The organism is Okeania sp., from assembly GCF_035285525.1.
Taxonomy (GTDB): Bacteria; Cyanobacteriota; Cyanobacteriia; order Cyanobacteriales; family Microcoleaceae; genus Trichodesmium.
In genome coordinates this window covers 48,913-69,959 of record NZ_JAYKGW010000168.1, presented here as the reverse complement: position 1 = coordinate 69,959, position 21,047 = coordinate 48,913, and the positions used below count along the sequence as shown (strand labels likewise).

15 protein-coding genes and 1 pseudogene are annotated in these 21,047 nt (G+C 36.6%); 7 read left to right on the top strand and 9 right to left on the bottom strand.

Going from position 1 to position 21,047, the window contains the following annotated elements; translation table 11 throughout:
• From VKJ25_RS16185 to VKJ25_RS16170, 4 genes and pseudogenes are all read right to left on the bottom strand, one after another.
• A partial coding sequence (locus tag VKJ25_RS16185; protein WP_324237669.1) for a lysozyme inhibitor LprI family protein occupies positions 1-584 on the bottom strand: 584 nt, incomplete at its 3' end.
• A 172-nt stretch (positions 585-756) separates the two neighbouring features.
• Positions 757-1,272 (bottom strand): hypothetical protein, encoded by a 516-nt coding sequence (locus VKJ25_RS16180; RefSeq protein ID WP_324237668.1) that lies wholly within the window; start codon positions 1,270-1,272, stop codon positions 757-759.
• Positions 1,273-1,390: 118 nt separating this feature from the next.
• Entirely contained in the window at positions 1,391-1,978 is a 588-nt protein-coding gene (locus tag VKJ25_RS16175) for a hypothetical protein (RefSeq protein ID WP_324237667.1), read from the bottom strand.
• Positions 1,979-2,393: 415 nt separating this feature from the next.
• Positions 2,394-3,593 (bottom strand): annotated as a pseudogene (locus VKJ25_RS16170) (AAA-like domain-containing protein).
• Between the two features lie 697 nt (positions 3,594-4,290).
• On the opposite strand from VKJ25_RS16170, the gene VKJ25_RS16165 reads away from it, so the two are divergent.
• From VKJ25_RS16165 to VKJ25_RS16155, 3 genes are all read left to right on the top strand, one after another.
• The gene (locus VKJ25_RS16165) at positions 4,291-4,569 is read left to right on the top strand and encodes a hypothetical protein (protein ID WP_324237666.1); all 279 of its coding nucleotides are present in this window, start codon (positions 4,291-4,293) and stop codon (positions 4,567-4,569) included.
• A gap of 270 nt (positions 4,570-4,839) precedes the next feature.
• Positions 4,840-6,003: a hypothetical protein gene (locus VKJ25_RS16160; protein WP_324237665.1), complete on the top strand. Its 1,164-nt coding sequence runs from the start codon at positions 4,840-4,842 to the stop codon at positions 6,001-6,003.
• 782 nt (positions 6,004-6,785) lie between these two features.
• On the top strand, positions 6,786-9,164 hold the full coding sequence (locus VKJ25_RS16155) for a lanthionine synthetase LanC family protein (protein WP_324237664.1): 2,379 nt from the start codon (positions 6,786-6,788) through the stop codon (positions 9,162-9,164).
• 87 nt (positions 9,165-9,251) lie between these two features.
• Here the strand turns inward: VKJ25_RS16155 and VKJ25_RS16150 are convergent, their stop codons facing one another.
• From VKJ25_RS16150 to VKJ25_RS16140, 3 genes are all read right to left on the bottom strand, one after another.
• Entirely contained in the window at positions 9,252-9,794 is a 543-nt protein-coding gene (locus tag VKJ25_RS16150; protein ID WP_324237663.1) for a CAP domain-containing protein, read from the bottom strand.
• Positions 9,795-10,446: 652 nt separating this feature from the next.
• Positions 10,447-10,707 (bottom strand): hypothetical protein, encoded by a 261-nt coding sequence (locus VKJ25_RS16145; protein ID WP_324237662.1) that lies wholly within the window; start codon positions 10,705-10,707, stop codon positions 10,447-10,449.
• Between the two features lie 127 nt (positions 10,708-10,834).
• Complete coding sequence (locus VKJ25_RS16140; RefSeq protein ID WP_324237661.1) at positions 10,835-11,530, bottom strand: hypothetical protein; 696 nt, start codon at positions 11,528-11,530, stop codon at positions 10,835-10,837.
• Between the two features lie 450 nt (positions 11,531-11,980).
• Between VKJ25_RS16140 and acs the strand changes: the two genes are divergently transcribed.
• The 4 genes from acs to VKJ25_RS16120 all read left to right on the top strand — a co-directional run bounded on the left by acs (position 11,981) and on the right by VKJ25_RS16120 (position 18,356).
• Positions 11,981-13,948, top strand: a complete 1,968-nt coding sequence (acs, locus tag VKJ25_RS16135; RefSeq protein WP_324237660.1) for an acetate--CoA ligase — start codon at positions 11,981-11,983, stop codon at positions 13,946-13,948.
• A 102-nt stretch (positions 13,949-14,050) separates the two neighbouring features.
• Positions 14,051-14,464, top strand: coding sequence for a lipoxygenase family protein (locus VKJ25_RS16130; protein WP_324237659.1), 414 nt, complete (start codon positions 14,051-14,053; stop codon positions 14,462-14,464).
• A 272-nt stretch (positions 14,465-14,736) separates the two neighbouring features.
• The gene (locus VKJ25_RS16125; protein WP_324237658.1) at positions 14,737-16,869 is read left to right on the top strand and encodes a pentapeptide repeat-containing protein; all 2,133 of its coding nucleotides are present in this window, start codon (positions 14,737-14,739) and stop codon (positions 16,867-16,869) included.
• Between the two features lie 164 nt (positions 16,870-17,033).
• Complete coding sequence (locus tag VKJ25_RS16120; protein ID WP_324237657.1) at positions 17,034-18,356, top strand: YcjF family protein; 1,323 nt, start codon at positions 17,034-17,036, stop codon at positions 18,354-18,356.
• Between the two features lie 596 nt (positions 18,357-18,952).
• On the opposite strand, the gene thiS is transcribed toward VKJ25_RS16120, so the two are convergent.
• Positions 18,953-19,168 (bottom strand): sulfur carrier protein ThiS, encoded by a 216-nt coding sequence (gene thiS, locus VKJ25_RS16115; protein WP_324237656.1) that lies wholly within the window; start codon positions 19,166-19,168, stop codon positions 18,953-18,955.
• An 11-nt stretch (positions 19,169-19,179) separates the two neighbouring features.
• Positions 19,180-20,262, bottom strand: coding sequence for a thiamine phosphate synthase (locus VKJ25_RS16110; RefSeq protein WP_324237655.1), 1,083 nt, complete (start codon positions 20,260-20,262; stop codon positions 19,180-19,182).
• Between the last annotated feature and the right edge of the window lie 785 nt (positions 20,263-21,047).

The following is a 21,047-nucleotide window of genomic DNA, read 5'->3' as shown; positions in this document are numbered from 1 at the left end:
AATGTGCCATACTTAATCGTATGATACAGAATTGTCAGCCAGAAAGTTACAAAGTAGAATTCTAATTCACCAATTAACTTCTTCCCAGAAGAGAAGTTGCGATCGCAACATTCATGCAACAAAGCCCTGTTAGGTTGTAAAGTTCTACCGCGAACATAAGCTTCTAGCTCGACATTGCGTTTTTTGGTAAAATCTGCATAGAAGTTTGATTTAATACCAGGGTACATACTGCCACCAGGACTTATTCTACCCATTGTGGATACACTCAATACCCACTCTTTATCTCTAAATGAAATCCATGCTAACTGTGCATCCGTTAATAATTCTTTGTTAGTGCTTGAGAGTTGCGATCGCAATTTTTGATAGAGTTGATTTAGGGTGTCATCTGCCTGTTGATAGTCTAAATATGCACAATAGTTCATGTCGGCTTGATTTTGATTTCTACTATTTCTTAAACATTCCTGAAAGAAGTTGTCAGAATTTTGTGCAAGTTGAATTGGTTGCGAACGCACCCAAGGTACTCCCCAACTTGCAATAATTGCCGGAGCGATCGCTATTAAAGTACCGAACTTAGATATTTTCATTTTTGACTACTCCCTTTTTACTAAACATCAGCAAATTTGTAGGGTGCGTTAGACGGCATAAATTCAGATCATGAAAGAGATTTAGCAATCCGTCGTAACCCACCGAACCTGATAGAAGATGCGGTGCGTTAGCAAAGTGTAACGCACCCTACTGAACTTTTTCCATCAAGACTTAAAGACAAACCATATATCCCCAAGGTAGATTTCTTCTGCTTCTATCTGCCGAAAGGCATTTGAATGGCTGCACTCGATCGCCTACTAAACCATACATTCGTCCGTAGTCAGTATGGCTAATTCCAATGTTAATTCCACTCACATCGTTACAACCATTAATAACTTCCGATGCCAGAGAACTTAACAATTTGGGGGAGTTCATTACATTTAACATATCTTGTCTGTTTCCTTTCATGCCCTTCATACCCATTTCTCCCATATTAATCTCCAAGATTTTTTTACCCCTTGGAATTTTCCCTGTTTCCCAACCATAATTGGCAATATCCCTAGCTTCAAAGCGAACAAGAATATTTCGATTTTGCTGGATTTTTCGTTTCACGGATGCTATGGCATCTTGGCAACTTACTCTCAGACTCAACTGCATGGTAGTGACTGCTGGGGAAGCGATCGCTACGAACGAAATGCCAAAAGATAATAAACTAGAAATTGCCAAGATTGATGTTATTTTTTTCATAGATGCTACCGTTTTCTTTAAAGACCTAAATTTTTGTAGAGATAAAGCATTCGGGCGATCGATGTCAGTAAAGAACCAAAAAATGGATGTCCGAACGCTTTGCCTGAGTTTAATTTAATCAGCTTGGTACAACAAACCTGTAAACAGCAGGAGAATTTTGTGACGAGCATTCTAGTATGTCATTGTAACTAGGTTTGACTCTACACTTAGCACCTTGCAAGAAACTTGCCCTTTCCGAAGCCTCACGCACAAGAAATAAATTTCCTTGACGCTCAAAAATCAGGGTTGCTACCAGGGAACCTTTAGCTAAATTGCATCCGAAACCACCACATCTGGCATTTTGTCCTAATGGCTCCAACTGGTGGGAGTTGTATAAAGTCAATTTGTTCCCCGTTAGTTCAATATATATGCCACTAGAATGAAGTTTTCCGCCATTACTATAACGTAACCATTCATATATCACAAAGTTATCACTGTAAAGCCATGCTTTTTCTAAAGTGGAACCGCTTCGCTGTGTTAGTAGCGATCGCTCTACCTCCGCTTCAAAATCAGGAAGTGTATTATCTTCTGGGGTGGAAACTTGAGAAATATTAGTAGTATCGTAGGTAGTGGAGTTTTGCCGTTGGGGGTTGGCTAATACTACTTTAGTACAACTAATGAGACCAACTGTTATTAATCCAATTGTGAGTTTGGCAATATTTTTCATTTGAGTTTTCCTCCTAAATAATATAGCAATGTGCGCACTTAATATTTACAAATTTCAGGAGGTGTCCAATAGCTAAAAGCCTTATATTATAGGGCATTTATTTTTCCTGTTGCCTGTTGCCTCTTGCACGGCAGCACAGCGCTATATGATGTTTTTTTGCTGCCAAGAAAACTGTAAAAGTGAATTTTTTAAGGTGGAATTTTTTATTAGTCAGGACTTACACGGGAGATACTATATGTAGAGAAAAAAACTATTGTACAATAGTTTTAAACGCTATACATGTGGTATGTGCGTAAGTCCTGTTAGTTTTGAGCCGTGCTTATATGCTAAAGATGATAAGTTTTTGCCTTCTCTAAACTTTGACCAGAATAAACTAGCAGTTCCTTCACAGGAGGCTAGCTAATAGCTAAATACTTTAAAGTAGACGTTCCTGAAAATATTTTCGGTATAATTTACAACAAGGTTCAGCAAAATCAGCTTTAATTGTAATTAATCCCATAGCTTCTAATTGATGTAATTCTCTATTTTTATTGGGTAAACGTAGAGGTGAATTAGCTTTTAATATTTGGCTAAAAACTGCTTTAATATTTTTTTGATTAGACAAAGTTTCTAAATGTCTACTTAAATGTTGTTGATAAATTCCACTTTCAGTCGCAGCATATTTTAAGAGTTTTTCAATTGTTAATTCATCTGCCGACATTTTATATAAACCTAATCTGATTAAATAAGGATGACCTCCGACTATAGACATCAAACTATTTACTACTTTTATTGGTAATTGATGTAAGTATACTAACTGAGTAACTTGCTCTTGTGTAAACTCTTTTAATTCTATAGGTAAACCAACATTAAAAGGAGAAAGATGAATATCTAATTTGCCATGATATTCTGTAGAATCAGCAATTACCATTCGTAAATTTTCCCAAATTTCTTTATGGTTGCTAGCCTCATACCAACTTCTTAACATGATAAAAAAGTCTCTAGATATTTCTGGATAGTTAAAAATTTCATCCACTTCATCTAAGATTAAAACTACCACTTTATCTAAATGATATAAGAGAGCTTCAATTTCTTCAGTGCAAGATATTTTGGCATTTTGGTCGTCCCATCTATTCCAGTTAGGAGCATCAGGAAACCTACTTTTAATATTTTTATTGAATGCTTTGAGAAAATCATTAATATTTTTAATATTTGTTGGTTCAATTAGTTTATCAAATCTGAGATAGATAGATTCATATTTGTTTTTAATTGCATGACCTTCTATCCGCGTTCATAGAGAAGTTTTACCCATTTGTTTCGGTCCTTTGATTCTGATTAAACAATCAGGAACTTCTATATTTTCATAACATTCTGATTCAATAGAACATCGTCTAATTCGATTACGTTCTATATAAAAAGGAGAATCTAATTTCTCTGGTCTACCAGGAATTATAATTTTATTAGGACTAGCAAGATATTTATCCTTCAATTTCTGACAAACTAAGTGGGGTTGATGTTTGCTGAATATTTCTACTAAAAACTCTCTGACAAAACTAGAGTCAGAGTTTTTAGGATAGTCAAATTTTAAAGCGATCGCTTTTAATTTTCTAGGAATATTTGACCTATCCCAATTCATGGAATCAGCAATGTCTTTATCTTTATGACCATCTAAGAACAACTTTAGTGTTTGTAATTCATCCTCTGTTAATTTAGAGGGAAAAATATGTTGAAATACTTCTTTTTTCATAACTTTTTTATATCCAAATGTAACAGAGGCATCTTGCCTGTTCCTGAGATTATATTAATAGTTTAGTGGCACAAGAATCTTGCCTGTTAATATATTCCTAATATTTAGAGAATAGAGAGAAACAGAAAAGGGATGGAGTAGACAATTACAATAATTATTGTATAGATATTTAGATTAATATTCAAAACGTGAATTATATTTTCACCTATTTTCTGGTTTGATGCTGAGGGTGAAAAGAAATGTCACATTATTATTTGTCAAGGGTAGAAACCGGGTTTGTATTTAGAACTCTTACTATACTTACTTTTGTTTCCCAAAAACCCGGTTTCTGATAAAATTGAAGGTGAAAGTTTACTTCACATTTTATCTATTTCCAAAAAGCCGAACTATGATTATTTGTAATGAAACGAAGTCAAGAAAAAACATCAGGATTTACGCAGCAGAACCCAGAAACCGGGTTTCTCGTGGATGTTTCTTGTTCAAAACAATGATTTAGCCTAGAAACCGGGTTTCTTTGCGTCAGTCCTAAACATTTTAATTAACCAGTTTCAGGAAACAACATAATTCAATTATTAAGGACAAAATAATGCTTAAAGTTCGTGACTTAATGGTTAATATTCTGCCTCAAGCAGCAAACCGATCTGGAGTTGATGCTAACTATCTATCTTGTACTGATTGTACTTGCAGTGCTACTGTTGGTGTAGAAGCTAACTATCTATCTTGTACTGCCTGCACTTGTAGCGTGACTGTTGGCGCACCTATGGAGAATGAACTCAAGGAAGTTTTAGGCAGTTTGCTCTATCCCTCTCAAGATGACTTAATGTCTAAATTACAAGAACAACTAAAAATGGCATTAGCTGCATAAGCGATCGCTATTTTGTAGGGGTTTAGTCTGCCAACTCCTAGCATATTATCAAGACTTACGCAGTACCGCTATAGATAGTATGGGCGAATGCCATTCGCCCCTACAAATGGTCTATATTTTCATGTTTTCGTAAGTCCGAAGTGTTATAAAAAAACCGGGTTTGTTGGAGGTCATATTATTATTTCAGGGCATTTAAGACAAACCCGGTTTCTCTGCCTCTGCTTCTACCATTTGTAAACATTTATCGCGCCTGGTATAACCAACTTCAACATGATACAAACCACAATTTTCCGAGCGAACCAAAAATACAAATTAGTTCCCTACGAAAACCTAACTCCCAACGAGCAAAACAACCTTTCTCAACTCCGTGAAGACCCAGATTTTTTTGGCGTTTTACTACCCAATGAAAATTCAGGTTTAACCATCAAAGCTATTTGTCATCAAACTGCTAAACTCTACCAAAATCTCCATCATCCAGGAAAAATTCCTAAAGAAATTATATCCTCCCTTGGGGAAAATACAAACACCACAATCGAAAAGTTGCTGCTAGATAGTATCTTAGAATTACAGACAGAAAATGGTTTTGTTTCCGGTGCTGAAGCTTACAGTATTCTCGAACCTGAAAAATATTCACCTAATAACGGTAGTAAACTAGCGCAACTATCCATGAAAGCAATAGAGTACGCCGAAAAACTGAATATTACCGATGTCACCAAACTATCAGCACGACTATATTTTTATAACCGACTTCCCCTGACTCCTAAACGACATCAAGCATTCTCAACTCCAGAATATCTAGTAAAATATCTCCATCTTCACCCCGATGGAAAACACTACCATTTATTAGAAAAACATTGGGAACCAGTAAAAGTCACCAATAAATATGGAGATTATTGGTCATTGTGGCGATCGCGTCACGACCAGACACCTACAGACAAAAAACAGTGGCGATATAAACTTTATGTCAGTACCAATATAGAATTTCAAAAAGAAATATTGGGAGAAGTTATTGCCATTCTTTCTGATACTGAAACTCGCTCTCTAAAATTTGCCAAAAAGATTAGTGGTTTACTGCGACCAGATAATTTTATTGCCTATTTTTACACCTTAGAAAACCTACAAAATACAGCCGAAAAATTAGCATCTGCTTTAACAAATATACCTGCTCAAGGAGTTCCTTTTACTGCTGAAATTACTTCTGGAGGTTTACTGTCTTGGGGTATAGATCCTCCCCAGGATAAATATCAACCAAATTGGCAAGAAAAAGAAAGTTGGCGACTGTGGATTACTAATCGTTTAGCATCTGCCATTATTGCAGCTAAAAGTAATAAAAATACTGATTTAGAACCGAGAATATTTGCTCTCAAACGATTAAGTTTAGAAGGCATTGATACAACTAATTGGATTCCTTCAATAGTAAATATTCAGCCGTAATTTATCAGAAATTAACTTCATATTAAATGAAGTAAAATCACAGTATTTAAAATGTTTAGCTTCCTGAATATTCAGCTATTATTTCAAAAAAGTCAAGGAAAAATAGTTGATTGTACTTCACATTTTTAACCCATAATTTGCAGAGAAATAACGAATATTTTGACTTTTCAAACCATACAATTAAAGGAATTGATTATTTCCTTCTACTCCCTACTCCCTACTTCCAAATTTCCATCTTTAAGTATGGTTAAAGGAAAGGGGGTAAATAATTGATTACTTCCTCCTACTCCCTACTTCCAAATTTCCATCTTTAAGTATGGTTAAAGCAAATTTGAATATGTTAAATATTTAGAGCAAATGTGTTTTTATTTACATTCAAAATCTGATTACTTACCATTAATAGCATTCAGCAGTCAGCAGTCAGCTCTTAGTTTTTTTAATGAATGAAGTAAGTCAAGCGCTTTTTCAACTTCAACTTCTACTTTTCAACTATATATCTGAGCTTTTAACCCATATAATTTATAGTCGGAAATTATAGATGTTTTTCAGGAGCTGATAGCTGTTAGCTGACGATGCAGAATGCTTACCAATAGCAAGTCCTAAATGATTTGCGAACAATAAGTGTAAGGCTTTGGAGACCAAACCCCTACTATAAAATTTTACAACCTATTTATGATTACTAAATATCACTTTTAAATAGATATTTATGATTATCAAAAATTCCATCAATTATCGAGCAGAAATAATTGGTTATTTCCTTCTACTTCCTACTTCCAATAATTATGAATAAATCTAAAGTTGACCCCAATCAAAATTATATTTTACCCAAAGATGTAGTTATTACTCCTATTACTGAATTACCTAATAATATTCAACAACAACTAGAAACAAATGAAGGAGAATATGTCATTAGTCGTCGTGGTAGTAGAATCCCTTCCAAAACAATTGATAATGCCACAGCTAATTTAATGACAGAATTTATATCCCCTCAAAAAATTGTCGATGTAGTTGTTAAAGTTAGTAGAAATAAAACCATAGATGCTTATCAACTTTTACAAGAAACCATACCCATAGTCGATCATTTTATCAAAATAGGTTTAATAGTTCCTGCGAACTCAGATGCAGTAGAAAATATTGAACCTACTTATCAAATAGGAGAATATATTCAGCAATTTCAAATTATTAAAATTATCCAAGCTGATGAAGATGTAGAAGTTTATCAAGTTAGAAATACTAATAATTATTTAATGGCTTTGAAAATTGTCAGAAATTCAACAGATAAAAAAGCCCAACAAACTCTCTTGCACGAAATCAATATTTTACAACATTTAGACGGCAAAATTAATCCTCGACTTGAGCATCAAGGGGAATTTGATAGTAAAACCTATTTTGTGAGTGAATGGGTATCTGGTATTGATGTAAATAGTCGGGCAAGAGAAGCTCGAAAATTAGGAATTATTGGAAGTAAAAATCAGCTATTATCTTTAGCTATAAAAATTGTCAAAGCTTATGTTCATTTACACAGTCAAGGAGTGCTACATATTGATATTCATCCTCGGAATATTCTAGTTGATGAGGTGGGAAGAATTAAAATTATTGATTATGGTCTAGCCAGATTAGAAAAAGATACTCAAAATAATTATCGTACTGGTGGTGTGGCATATTATTTTGAGCCTGAATATGCTCTGGCTCGGAGTCAGAAAAAACCTTTACTAAAATCTACTCAAAAAGCAGAACAATATTGTATTGGTGCTTTGTTATATTATCTTCTAGCAGGGAAACATTATCTTCGTTTTTCTTTAGATAAACAGGAAATGTTACGGCAAATTCAAGAGGAAATTCCCCTATCTTTTTCATCACAAGATTTATCATCTTGGATAGAAATGGAAAAGGTATTATTTAAGTCTTTAAGTAAAAAACCTCAAGAGCGTTTTTTCTCTTTGTCAGAAATGGTTCAAGACTTAGAAAAAATCACAGAAAAACCAAAAATTTCCGAAAATAAAAATCTATCTCCTAGTATTCATATTAATCGACAAAAATTAGCCAATATTATTCATCAAATCAGTAGTAATCTTACTACTGAAACTTTGACAAATTTGCATAGAGCGCCCACAGCAAACATTGTTTTTGGTGCAGCAGGAACAGCTTATTTTCTCTATAGATTATCTTGTATTCGGGATAATCCAGAACTTTTATCAATTGCAGATTTATGGAATAATCAAGCCTTAAGTCAATGTCACAATGAGTCGGGATTTTTTAATCAAAATTTGTCTTTAAATCAAGACATAGTTAAACCAATTTCTTTTTATTATCATCAACCAGGTATTCATTTTATGCAGGCAATAATTAGTCATACTATGGGAGATGAAACCTGTTTACAAGAGGCAGTAAATAATTATGTTATTACATCTCAAATAAAATGTGACTCTATTGAATTAAATATGGGTAAAGCCGGGATTCTCAATGGTTACTCATTACTAATGAAAATTATCCCTGAAAATCAAGCAATTTTAGAATTAGGTAACAAAATATTATCAGAAATATGGCAAGAAATTGACACTTTTAAACCAATTAGAGAATGTTTAAATTTTCCTTACCTTGGTTTAGCTCATGGATGGGCAGGTTTACTCTATGGAACTTTACATTGGTGTCAAGTAACAAAACAAGAATTACCAAATTCTCTAGAATTAAGACTAGAACAATTATCGGAAATGGGTGAAAATTGTCAGAATGGAATGCAGTGGAAACAGAAAATTAATAGTAAAAAAAGGGAAAGTTTGGAATATGTTCCCTGGTGGTGTAATGGTACTGCTGGATTAATTCATTTATGGGTAATAGCTGACAAATATTTCCGTAATAATCGCTATTTGAATCTAGCAGAAAAAGCAGCAATTAATGTCTTAGGAAATAGTTATATAATTTCTGATTTATGCTGTGGTTTATCTGGAGCTGCTTATTCAGTTTTAAACTTGTATAAATATAGCTCAGAAACATACTGGTTAATCAAAAGTAAAGAACTAGCTATTAAAGCATTAGAAAATATTGACTTCCTTCATAATTATCCTTTTAGTCTTTACAAAGGAATACTCGGAATAGCTTTATTACTTGAGGAATTAGAATCTCCATTAAATGCTTATATGCCACTCTTTGAAGATATCTAAACTCTACTGTTATCAAAAACTATCACCCGTTCCCTGTTCTCTAAAAGTAATGAAATTCTGCACGCGAATCACATAAGATTGCTATATTTATCTCGTTTTGATAAACATTTGATTAAAGTAATATGTGCCATCAGAACTTTGAGCAATACCAACACCTGTTAAATTATAGTCACCTTCCATATTTTGACGATGCTCAGGACTATTAATCCAACCAACAACAGCTTTTCTTACAGGATCATTATAACCATTCTTTTCTTCTTCAGCTATGTTTTCCGCCGCACTTTTATAAGGAATTTTTTCACTGATTATTTCTACTCTTTCTTTAAATCCATTATTGCTAAAAGTTGTTTGACCACTAGCCATTTGTTGAGCATGAATTTTTGCTTGTTCAGCAATAGTATAATTCCACTGAAGAGTCGGTAAATTTTGAGAATTTCGATGTTGATTTACATAATTAAATACAGATTGTTCCATCTCATTATATGGTGAATCTACTGTATTTGATTGGGAAAGATAAGTTAGTTTAAGAGTGGGAATTTCTGGCAAATTTGGGATTAATTTTTGATAATTAAAGCTACTCAAAAATATTGTCAAACTCCACAAAACTTGCTGCAAATATTGATGATTCATTAGTTAATATATTCTGTGTTATTTACAATTATTATGATTTATATAGCAATCCTAAATAGGTTGTGATACCATTTCTCTGTAACAATGCGCTTAATAATTCTTACTGAAAAATTAAACTATAATATCAAGTCCGCTAGTATTGGTAGAATTTAAGACCGTAGGGGTTTGGTCTTCAAACCCTCTAAAAACTAGGAGTTTTCGCGTTTTTCTGATGGTATCATATCATGTCCGCTAGCATGGGAGCGTGTATAAAATCAAGGTGGAAATGGCATAAGAGCTTCAGCATAGCTGCCTTCCTTCCACCAAAGTCTAATTATTCAACCGGACATGGTATCACTTTATTCTCCAATTTATCGGGAACCGTAACCAGCGGATTTGATATGACAAATCAAAAAGTAAATAAAAAAACAGGACTTACGCAAAGGTACTATATATAGAGTATTGGTGCGTTAGGCTACCGCTTTTTCCTAAGGTCATGCTCCGTTTTCCATGTCGCAGAGAGTTAGCGAAGCTTTCCGGAATGCAAAACACACCCTACCAATAGCGTTCATGGCTTTAGTCCTAAAAACTGAAATTCCCACCTGTTTCCTAGAAAGCAACTAAATTTTTGGCATAACTCAAATAGGATTCCTATAGCAATTCTGTCCGACAATTATGAGGCACAGTTGCTCTTCTGATTTTCTATTCCCCTACTTCCCGACTCCTTAATCATCATTAGCTTTTCACCTAATTCTTCTTCCTCATCTTCACCCCAATTTTCCAGCCAATCTCCATCAACATTTTCTACATATAAATTAACATGATTAATTCCCCAAGCTAATCGATCTTCTTGTAACTGTTGGACAGCTTGGAAAGCTTGCCAAGCTTTTTCTAAACGTTCTTTATTTGATAGAGCTGTGCTAGTTGTTATCATATATGATGCCTACTGTTAATATGTATAATTTTGTTCAAAAATCAAGATTTCAGGACTTAAGCCAAAAGTCGATTTTTTGGTTGAGGTGCATAAGTCCTAGGTTTTATGGAAGTTGACAATCAAATTCCTATCTAAAACAAAATTTAATGTATTTAGCCTCCTTTAAATGATTGCTATTATGCAGAACCAGATTTACTAATTTCGCAACAGAACGCTCCTGACTGGGATTATAGCTAACAAAAATACCTCGTCTAATCTCCCATTGCTTTAATGTATCTTTCCACTCTTTGTACTTATCTTCGGAAAGTTCTCCGGACATAGTAGTAAGTTGAACACAGAGAGGCTTGCCTGTGCTACTACTCACAATCACATCTGTTGCCATAGACAAATCTGCAATGTAACGATGTACAACACAACCATTGCGACTTTTAATCTGATGGGCAATAGATTCTATTAGTTCAGCATCTTCTTGGCTAAACTCTCCAGATCTTAATTTCTGTTTCCATATATAAAATTTATGATCATTTTCATTAAACCATTTGGGAAAAAGATTTTCATACCAATATATAACTGGGGACGGTAGATGTTGTAAAAATATTTCTCTTTCTTCGTTTGTTAATGATTGTAATTTTAACCAAAATTCTCCATCCTTAATTAATTCTAACAAAAATCCTACTAAAACACCTTTGTTTGTCAGTAAGCCTGGTCTAATGTCCTTAATCCAGCGCCTAACTTCTTCTAACCTCTGGGCTAACGCAGGTTCAGTTGACCAGGCAAGACGGCTAAGTTGTTTTAGCTTAGGCTCGATTTCTCTTGCTTGCAATCATCCTCCTAGCATCAGACCCATCTTAAAATAAATGTTTAAAACATTTTATACAATAACAGGACTTACGCACTTAAACAAGATATTTATTGTAGTTTAAAAAAAATGTAGTCAATTAACTTAGTTTTTGGGTAAGTCCTGAATAGTTTAATATTGTAGCGTTTAATTTTCAATTTTAGGAATTAATTAGGGTTTGCTGAAAAAGCAGAGTGTGGAAAGTGTGAAGTGTGGGAAGACGGATTGACTTTTAACTACTCCCTACTCCCTACTCCCTACTCCCTAATTACTTGAAATCAAAATTTATTGACTAATTTACACTTAAGTGGTAGGCAAATTGGGTCGGGATAGCTTCGAGAAATATTAAAGGTAGCTTAAGAAAAATAAATATCTTAACGTTCATTATATAAATTGTCAATAACTATTGACCGTAAATATAAATACAAAAAACAGATGTCTGAATCAACTATCGAATCAATCCTACAAGAAGAACGTCTTTTTCCACCACCAGAACAATTTTCCCAAACAGCTCATGTTAAAACCATAGACCAATACCAAGAACTCTACGAAAAAGCCAAAGCTGACCCAGAAGGATTTTGGGCAGAACTAGCTGAAACAGAATTAGACTGGTTCCAAAAATGGGACCAAGTTCTCGATTGGCAGCCACCATTTGCCAAATGGTTTGTTAATGGTAAAATTAACATTTCTTATAATTGTCTAGACCGTCACTTGACCACCTGGCGACGCAATAAAGCAGCTTTAATTTGGGAAGGAGAACCAGGAGATTCTCGTACCCTCACATACGCCCAATTACATCGAGAAGTTTGCCAAATGGCAAATGTATATAAACAATTGGGAGTAAAAAAAGGCGATCGCGTGGGTATCTATATGCCCATGATTCCGGAAGCAGCGATCGCCATGTTAGCCTGTGCCAGAATAGGCGCACCCCATACAGTAGTTTTTGGTGGCTTTAGTGCAGATGCTCTGAAAAACCGTCTGGTTGATGCTGAGGCCAAATTAGTCGTCACAGCCGATGGTGGTTGGCGTAAAGATGCTATTGTTCCGCTCAAAGAACAAGTAGACAAAGCATTAGCAGCAGGTGTTCCCACCGTAGAAAATGTCCTAGTTGTGAAACGCACTGCTCAAGAAATTCAGATGGAACCAGGACGCGACCATTGGTGGCACGATTTGCAGCAAGGCGTTTCTGGGGAATGTCCAGCAGAACCGATGGATAGTGAAGATATGCTATTTATCCTCTACACAAGTGGTACAACAGGGAAACCAAAAGGGGTAGTACACACCACAGGGGGGTATAACCTTTATAGCCACGTTACCAATAAATGGGCATTTGATTTGCAAGAAACAGATGTATATTGGTGTACTGCTGATGTAGGCTGGATTACAGGTCATAGTTATATTGTTTACGGTCCTCTTTCTAATGGTGCTACTAGCCTCATGTATGAAGGGGCACCCAGAGCGTCTAATCCTGGTTGTCTCTGGGATGTAGTAGAAAAATATGGTGTTACCATTTTCTACACCGCTCCTACTGCGATCCGAGCATTAATGAAAATGGGAGAGCACCATCCCTATTCTAGAAATTTAAGTTCTTTACGTTTATTGGGAACAGTAGGAGAACCCATTAACCCAGAAGCTTGGATGTGGTATCATCGGGTAATTGGTGGCAGTCGGTGTCCAATAGTTGATACTTGGTGGCAAACCGAAACAGGTGGATTTATGATTACTCCTTTGCCTGGTGCTACTCCTACTAAACCTGGTTCCGCAACCAAGCCTTTCCCTGGTATTATTGCTGATATTGTGGATCAGGAGGGAGAAGCTGTTGCTGGTAATGATGGTGGATACTTAGTCATTAAGCATCCTTGGCCGGGAATGATGCGGACTGTTTATGGTGATGACGATCGCTTCCGTCGGACTTATTGGGAATATCTACGCCCGAAAAATGGGGAATATATTTATTTTGCTGGTGATGGTGCGCGCAAAGATGAAGATGGTTATTTTTGGGTCATGGGTCGTGTTGATGATGTGATTAATATAGCAGGTCATCGTCTGGGAACGATGGAAGTAGAATCGGCGTTGGTGTCTCACCCTGCTGTGGCAGAAGCTGCGGTTGTTGGTAAACCTGATCAGGTTAAGGGTGAAGCTATTGTGGCTTTTGTAACTTTAGAAGGCGAGCGCCAAGCTAATGAGGCTTTGGAGAAGGAGTTGAAGCAGCACGTTGTTCAGGAAATTGGAGCGATCGCTCGTCCTAATGAGATTCGGTTTACGGATGATTTACCGAAGACTCGTTCTGGGAAGATTATGCGACGGTTGTTGCGTTCTTTGGCATCAGGTCAGGAAATTGTTGGAGATACTTCGACTTTGCAAGACCGGAGTGTGTTGGATAAGTTACGGGGTGGTGAGTAATGGCGCTACGGGCAAGTTAAAAGTCAAAAGTCAAAAGTTTGACAGTTGAGTAGAGTGCGTTAATGAAATTTAACGCACCGCCTACTAAATTGTGGGATATTATTGAAAGCGGTATCGACGATTATTTTTACTGGCAGTGCGCAACACGCAGCAGTTAATTTTGCCCAAAAAACTTATATGATGTATGTTCCCGCATTTCCTTTGGCTCATTATCTGATGCCACCGACTAATATTGAAGATCGAGAAAGTTTTATGGATGGTTTACCTTCTTTAAATCAAGCTCAAAGTCAGATTCATACACTTTATTTATTGTGTTCAGTTCACTATACGAAATTAGGGAAGTATCGTAGTTCTGATTTCCCAGAAAATAAGAAATTACAAGCAGCGTTGACAAAATTCCAAGAAAATTTGAGTGTGGCAGCGACTATTATTAATAAAAGGAATCAAAGTTCGGATCGTTTGATGCCTTATGAGTTTCTGCTTCCAGAGAATATTCCCCAAAGTATTAATATTTAGGGTTGAGTTTATGAGGTAGGGGCGAATGGTATTCGCCCGTAGAAGATAAATGGGAGTTATCAATTTGCTGAAAATTTAGGTTGGGTAGAACGCAGTGAAACCCAACACCTGGGATATGGTTGTTGGGTTACTCCTACGGAGAAGCAAGCTACGTTCCATGCTGCGCAATGCTAACGCAAACAAACCAGCCTACATAATTTTTAGGAGTTTTGAAACTCAGCAATCGTCTTTCCAATTTTCCTTTAGTACATCCTTTTTAATAAATAAAAAATATGAATCGGCGTCAACGTGAAATATTGCAACTATACTCACAAGGTGAGCTAAATTTCCAAGGAGCTAATCTTAGAGGTCTGTCTTTTCAGGAGGAAAATTTGTCTGGTGCAGATTTCAGTTTTGCCGATCTTCGGGGTACTAATTTTAGTGGGGCAAAGCTAACGGGAGCTAAGTTTTGTGGAGCTAAGGCAGGGTTACAGAAATCCCAGATAGTAGTTTTGCTTGTTGGTGTTTTTGTTTTATTTAGTGTATCAGTTTTTTTGAATGTATTAGTTTCAGCTTTTATATTACTTAATTTTCAAAATAGTGTCGAGCAGCCAATTGCTGCTTGGGTATCCTTAGTTGTAATTATTATATTTTGGATAACGTTTATTTGTGAAGGGATAGAAAAATCAAGTGAACCAGTTGCTGCCACATTCGCTGGGGCTGTGCTATTGGCCGGAATATTCCTCTGGAAGATAGCCAGCGCCGGAATTCCCGCTTTCCTCAGTTCATTAGCCGCAGCAGTCGGTGTCGCTTTTGTCTTTTCCGGAGCTTTTGCCTTCACCGAAACTGTCTCTGGAATGTACGGCTTTATATTAGCTTTGATATTAGCCTTAGCAGGAGCGGTTGCATTTGTCTTCGTATTGGTCATAAGTTTCGCCTTCCTGGGAGCCATGGCTGGAGTTATAACCTTATTCCAAACACTTTTAAGTGCTTATGTTGCTTATCAAGCAATTAAAGGAGATGAAAGATACGTTTTTCTGCGTAATGCAGCTCTTACTTTTGCTGCTGTAGGTGGAACATCTTTCAGAGATGCCAATTTAACTGATGCTGACTTTACTAATGCTACTCTCAAAGGTACAGATTTTACAGGAACTGAGATAATCCGTACTTGTTGGAAAAACACTATAAAACTAGACTACATACGACCTGGAAAAACTTATCTAAAAGATGCCAAAGTCAGAGAGTTAGTAAAAACAGGTCAAGGTGAAAACATCAATTTAGATCGCTTTGACCTCCAAGGAATAGATATCGAGGGAGCAAACCTAACTAACGCCAGTTTCATAGAAGCGAACCTCAACTCAGCTAACCTTCAAGATGCAAACCTCTCTCGTGCAAAATTAGTAGGAACATTTTTAGACCAAGCTAACCTCACAGGAGCAACCTTAACCGGAGCTTTTCTTGAAGACTGGGGGATAACAACCACAACTAAACTAGATGGTATCAAATGCGATTATGTTTATATGCGTCTGCCTCCAGATAAACGACCAGACTTTCTCAAACTTCCACCAGAAGAAAGTTTGGATGAGCGCGTGCGTCGAAAACCTGCCGATGAAGATAAAAATTTTGAAGAAGGAGAGTTTACAGAATTTATCAAACCTTTAGTAAATATCTTAGACCTTTATCATAATCAAGGAGTAGACCCCCGAATAGCTGCATATTCATTTGAGAAACTACAAAAAGACCATCCAGAAGCAGAAATAAAAATGCGTTCTATGGAAGTTCGCGGGGAAAATAACGACAAATTATTGATTAGAGCTGATACTAAACCTGAAGCTAACCATTCAGTATTAGATAAAGAATATTTCGATACTTACAACAACTTAAAAGCACTTTCAGAAGAACAACTTCTAGCAGTATTGGCAGAGAAAGAAAAAGATATTGAATGGTATAAAGGTGTGTTAAGTGCAGCAGTTCATCGCCCTAGTGTTAATATAGAAAATAATAGTAATAAAGGAAATTTAATTATGTCAGAAAGTAGTGGAGACCACATTCATGCTCATCAAATTGATGGAGCAGTTGCCAACAAAGGAGGAAGTTATGGTGTGGGTAGTAATAAAGGAGAAATTAAAGACTCAAAAATTGCTGGTACAATTTACGAATCTCAAGAACAAAATTTAGCACAAGCAGCAAAAGATATTCAAGAATTATTAGAGCAACTTGATGAAACTTACCCGTCAGATACAATGCCAGGCAAAGTGAAAATTGCTGAAGAAGTAATTACACAAATAGATAATAATCCAACTAAAGCAGAAAGAATATTCAATGCTATAAAAGCAGGTGGAGTTGCTGCCTTTGAACAATTCCTAAATCATCCTGCAAGTAGTTTTGTTATTGCAGCATTGGAAGATTGGCAAAAGACTAAATAATGAGAATAAACCAGGTTTATTGCCTCGATCTTTAGACATCTCTAGGAAAGATGAAATAGGAAAAATGGAATAGGAAACCCACCCCTAACCCCTCCTAGCAGGGAAAAAATTTATAATTTATGGATAATAATTGATTTTACTACTGAATTAATAACTGAACTGCAATGACTGAACAACCCGATACTAACTCCCCAAAACTTAATTCCGAAAAGTCCGATCGCCCGACTGAAGATGTCAAAACAGAGTCAAAAAAAGATTCTTGGCAACATCGGATCGGTGGAATTTTCTATGATACCAGCAACCGTCTCACCAAACTTTTCCCTGTAGATCGGGCAGCACAAACAGTAACGAAATGGTTTAGCGTCGATGAAGCTCAAGTTGCTGAAATATTGGCAAAAGTACGCGCTGAACTTCCTACGACTGAAGCTATTTTAATCGGTAAACCCCAAACTGGTAAAAGTTCCATAGTTCGTGGTTTAACAGGGGTTTCTCCAGAAATAATCGGCCAAGGTTTTCGCCCCCACACTAAACACACGGAACGTTATGCTTATCCTTCTGAGGATTTGCCGTTGTTAATTTTTACCGATACTGTGGGGTTGGGAGATGTGAAACAGGAAACTCCGGTTATTATTGAGGAACTTTTGGGAGAGTTGCAACAGGAAAGCAACCGTGCTAGAATTTTGATTTTGACAGTCAAAATTAATGATTTTGCCACGGATACTTTACGACAAATTTCCCAACAGTTGCAACAAGAATATCCTAATATTCCTTGTTTATTAGCAGTAACTTGTCTCCACGAAGTTTATCCTAACTCTACGGACGATCATCCTGAATATCCTCCAGAATATGAGGAAGTTAATCGCTCTTTTGCTGCTATTCAGGAAGATTTTCGTGACTTGTATAATAGTTCTGTTTTGCTTGACTTTACTCTGGAAGAGGATGGCTATAACCCAGTATTTTATGGTTTAGAAGCTTTTCGAGATAGTTTAGCAGAATTGTTGCCAGAAGCAGAAGCGCGAACTATTCATCAATTATTGGATGAGGAAGCAAGCAAACAACTAGGGAATATTTACCGAGATGTGGGGAGGCGTTACATTTTATCGTTTACTATTATGGCAGCTACCGTGGCAGCAGTACCTTTGCCTTTTGCCACAATGCCAGTATTGACAGCGTTGCAAGTGTCGATGGTGGGTTTATTGGGAAATTTCTATGGGCAAACAATTTCGCCTTCTCAAGCAGGTGGAATTGTTAGTGCTATCGGTGGGGGTTTTGTTGCTCAAGCCGTGGGAAGAGAGTTGATTAAATTTGTGCCTGGGTTTGGGAGCGCGATCGCTGCTTCTTGGGCAGCTACCTATACTTGGGCGTTGGGTGAAAGTGCTTGTGTTTATTTTGGAGATTTGATGGGAGGAAAAAAGCCAGATCCTGATAAAATTCAGGGAGTTATGCGGGAGGCATTTGAGTCAGCAAAGGAAAGGTTTAGGAGATAATTGATAATTAATAATTAATAATTAATAATTAATAATTAAAATTCAGGACTTACGCAAAGGTACTAGGTGCTATATATAGAGTCTTGCTCAGTTACGAGATACGCTTTTAATGTCGCGTAGCGTTTCGGCGCTTGAGCCGACATATAAAGCGGAGCTTTGCGGAACGCAAAACGCACCTTACTACAGATAGCGTCCATGGGTAAGTCCTAAATTAATAATTAATAATTCAGGACTTACGCAAAGGTAATATATATATATATATAGTAAAAAAACTATTGTGCAATAGTTTTAAGAACCATATCTAGGGTTGCTGCGTAAGTCCTGTAATTGATACAGCAAATTTCAGACAAATGAGGTACAGGGTGAATGGTGAAAACATGGTAGTGGGATTTAATAGTTAAATCTGTACTTCTTATGCTTGGAGTCTGCTATATTCATCTCTTAATTCAGTAACACCGCTTTTAAGTAAGTATTTCAAACCTCCGACTTTAGTCGGAGGTTCACTCTCTACTGATAACTGATAACTGAAATGACTCTTCTATAATTCCCATTCCTACTGACTTCTGGATTCTGGATTCTGGCTCCTGACGCAAATCCTATACACCTCCTCCTACAATAGTAACTATTTCCAATTTATCTCCCGATTGCATTTCAGTTTCATCCCAAAATTGTCTATGGAGAATCTCACCGTTATATTCCACAGCTACCAAACGCGGGTTTAACCCCAACTCTTCCAGAAAATTTGGTAGAAGAGTCTGGGGTAAACAGGTGCGAGTTTCTCCATTAACCTTAAGTGTTATTTTATTTGACATTCCTATGTAACCTAGATTTTTTCCGGTAATATATTATGAGAGCGTAGAGTTTGATAACGATTTAATTGAGACAGAAAATATTGAGTTACCAAAGTTGGTTGCTCTGCCTCCATAATCGCCCTAACTACGGAGACACGCTCGGCACCACCAGATAGAACTTCATCACAGTTTTGCATATCAATTCCACCAATAGCAAACCAAGGAATCGGACAATTTTTCACAGCATAACTAATATATTCTAAACCTGCTGCTGCTTTACCTGCTTTAGTCGGAGTTTCATATACTGGTCCGACTCCAATATAATCGGCTTTTTCCTCGATTGCTCGCTTCATTTCTTCTGGATTTGTGGTCGAACGACCAATCAGTTTCTGGGGACCAAGGAGTTGTCTAGCCAAATTAACAGGTATATCCTCTTGTCCCAGATGAACTCCATCTGCATCAACAGCGATCGCTAAGTCTACTCGGTCATTAATAATAAATAGAGCGCCATAGCGACGGCACATTTGACAAAGTTCCTGAGCTTCTGTTAACTTTCTTACATCATTTGCGGTTTTATTCCGATATTGGACAAGAGTTAATCCTCCCTGAAGAGCAGCTTCTACTATATCAGTTAATTTTTCTTGGGGTGAGGTGACAAGATATAAGTAAGAGTTTTGGAGTTGTTGATTTCTCTGATAGGCAAGAATCCCACTTTCGATAGTATAAACTCGATAACGTATTTGTTTACAAGCAGAAGCCATCTGAGAATTATAAATTTTTCCATATTCTTCTAGAACTCTGAGCGCTTCTTCTAAACGACAGAAATTAACTTGTAGTAGTTGTTGCACATCTGAACGGTGTTCCTCTTGTGGATGAGTTAATTCCGTACCAGGGTCTCCAGGAGTATTGCGGGACATTCTTAATTCTGTGCCATGCCAGCTCCCAATTTCTTGACGTAATAGTTTACATTCATTGGCCAAATTAACACTATTAAGGCCAAAGCGACACCATTCTTCAATAATTCTCAGTCCTTCCCGCGCCCTATCTAAATTGGCATCTAAAATTCGCCGAACGGCAGGTTGCACATTTTTATCCCCATTATATTGATCGCCCATAAAAATTATCCTATAAGTTTTAATCCTAAGTTTGTGTTTATCAACCATAACTATAATCTTGGTCACTCAGATATTTGGGAGGCAAACCAAGACAAATTTTGTTACTAATATAAATTGTTTTATGACACTTCTTAACATTTACAGGGGATTTTATCTTAGTGTGGTACACCTATTAAGGAGTGAGAGAGTAGGGGAGTGGGGGAGTAGGGGAGTAGGGGAGTAGGGGAGATAGGGTAGATTAAAATAATCAGGACTTACATGGGAGGTACTATATATAGAGTTAAAAAACTATGGCGCCAGAGTTTTAAGCACTATATCTATGGCTGCCACCTAAGTCCTCATAATTATAGAATTATCAACACATACTACAGCGCTTTCCATTTTTATGAGGTACACCTGCGCAGGCTTTCCGGACCGCACTGCAATGTTTTCACCATTTACCCTGTACATCTTAATGCCGGAAATTTGCTGTATAGAACCCCTAAATGGGTCTCTAAAATTAGATGGGGAGATGGGGAGATGGTGAATATAAGGCTCTAATTCTAGCTTTTTCCTTATTTCCCCTCCACGGTCAGGGTTAGGGGTGGGTTGACTCCTGACTTAACTTCTTTGGCAAAAAAAACTAAAGATACAGTTAGGGGTTCTATATAACCGAATTCTATATATCGGAATAAAATTAGGTGGGGAGATGGAGCCGATAGAAAATATATTTATTTACTCTTTCAAAATTCCGGTTATTGTCTTTCAACGCAAGAAAGATATTCCTAGCTGATAGCTAATAGCTG

Bases quoted from the DNA above. Each gene is read 5' to 3' on its own strand.
- VKJ25_RS16180 (WP_324237668.1), bottom strand. From the start codon at position 1,272: ATGAAAAAAATAACATCAATCTTGGCAATTTCTAGTTTATTATCTTTT.
- VKJ25_RS16175 (WP_324237667.1), bottom strand. From the start codon at position 1,978: ATGAAAAATATTGCCAAACTCACAATTGGATTAATAACAGTTGGTCTC.
- VKJ25_RS16165 (WP_324237666.1), top strand. From the start codon at position 4,291: ATGCTTAAAGTTCGTGACTTAATGGTTAATATTCTGCCTCAAGCAGCA.
- VKJ25_RS16160 (WP_324237665.1), top strand. From the start codon at position 4,840: ATGATACAAACCACAATTTTCCGAGCGAACCAAAAATACAAATTAGTT.
- VKJ25_RS16155 (WP_324237664.1), top strand. From the start codon at position 6,786: ATGAATAAATCTAAAGTTGACCCCAATCAAAATTATATTTTACCCAAA.
- VKJ25_RS16150 (WP_324237663.1), bottom strand. From the start codon at position 9,794: ATGAATCATCAATATTTGCAGCAAGTTTTGTGGAGTTTGACAATATTT.
- VKJ25_RS16145 (WP_324237662.1), bottom strand. From the start codon at position 10,707: ATGATAACAACTAGCACAGCTCTATCAAATAAAGAACGTTTAGAAAAA.
- acs (WP_324237660.1), top strand. From the start codon at position 11,981: ATGTCTGAATCAACTATCGAATCAATCCTACAAGAAGAACGTCTTTTT.
- VKJ25_RS16125 (WP_324237658.1), top strand. From the start codon at position 14,737: ATGAATCGGCGTCAACGTGAAATATTGCAACTATACTCACAAGGTGAG.
- VKJ25_RS16120 (WP_324237657.1), top strand. From the start codon at position 17,034: ATGACTGAACAACCCGATACTAACTCCCCAAAACTTAATTCCGAAAAG.
- thiS (WP_324237656.1), bottom strand. From the start codon at position 19,168: ATGTCAAATAAAATAACACTTAAGGTTAATGGAGAAACTCGCACCTGT.
- VKJ25_RS16110 (WP_324237655.1), bottom strand. From the start codon at position 20,262: ATGGGCGATCAATATAATGGGGATAAAAATGTGCAACCTGCCGTTCGG.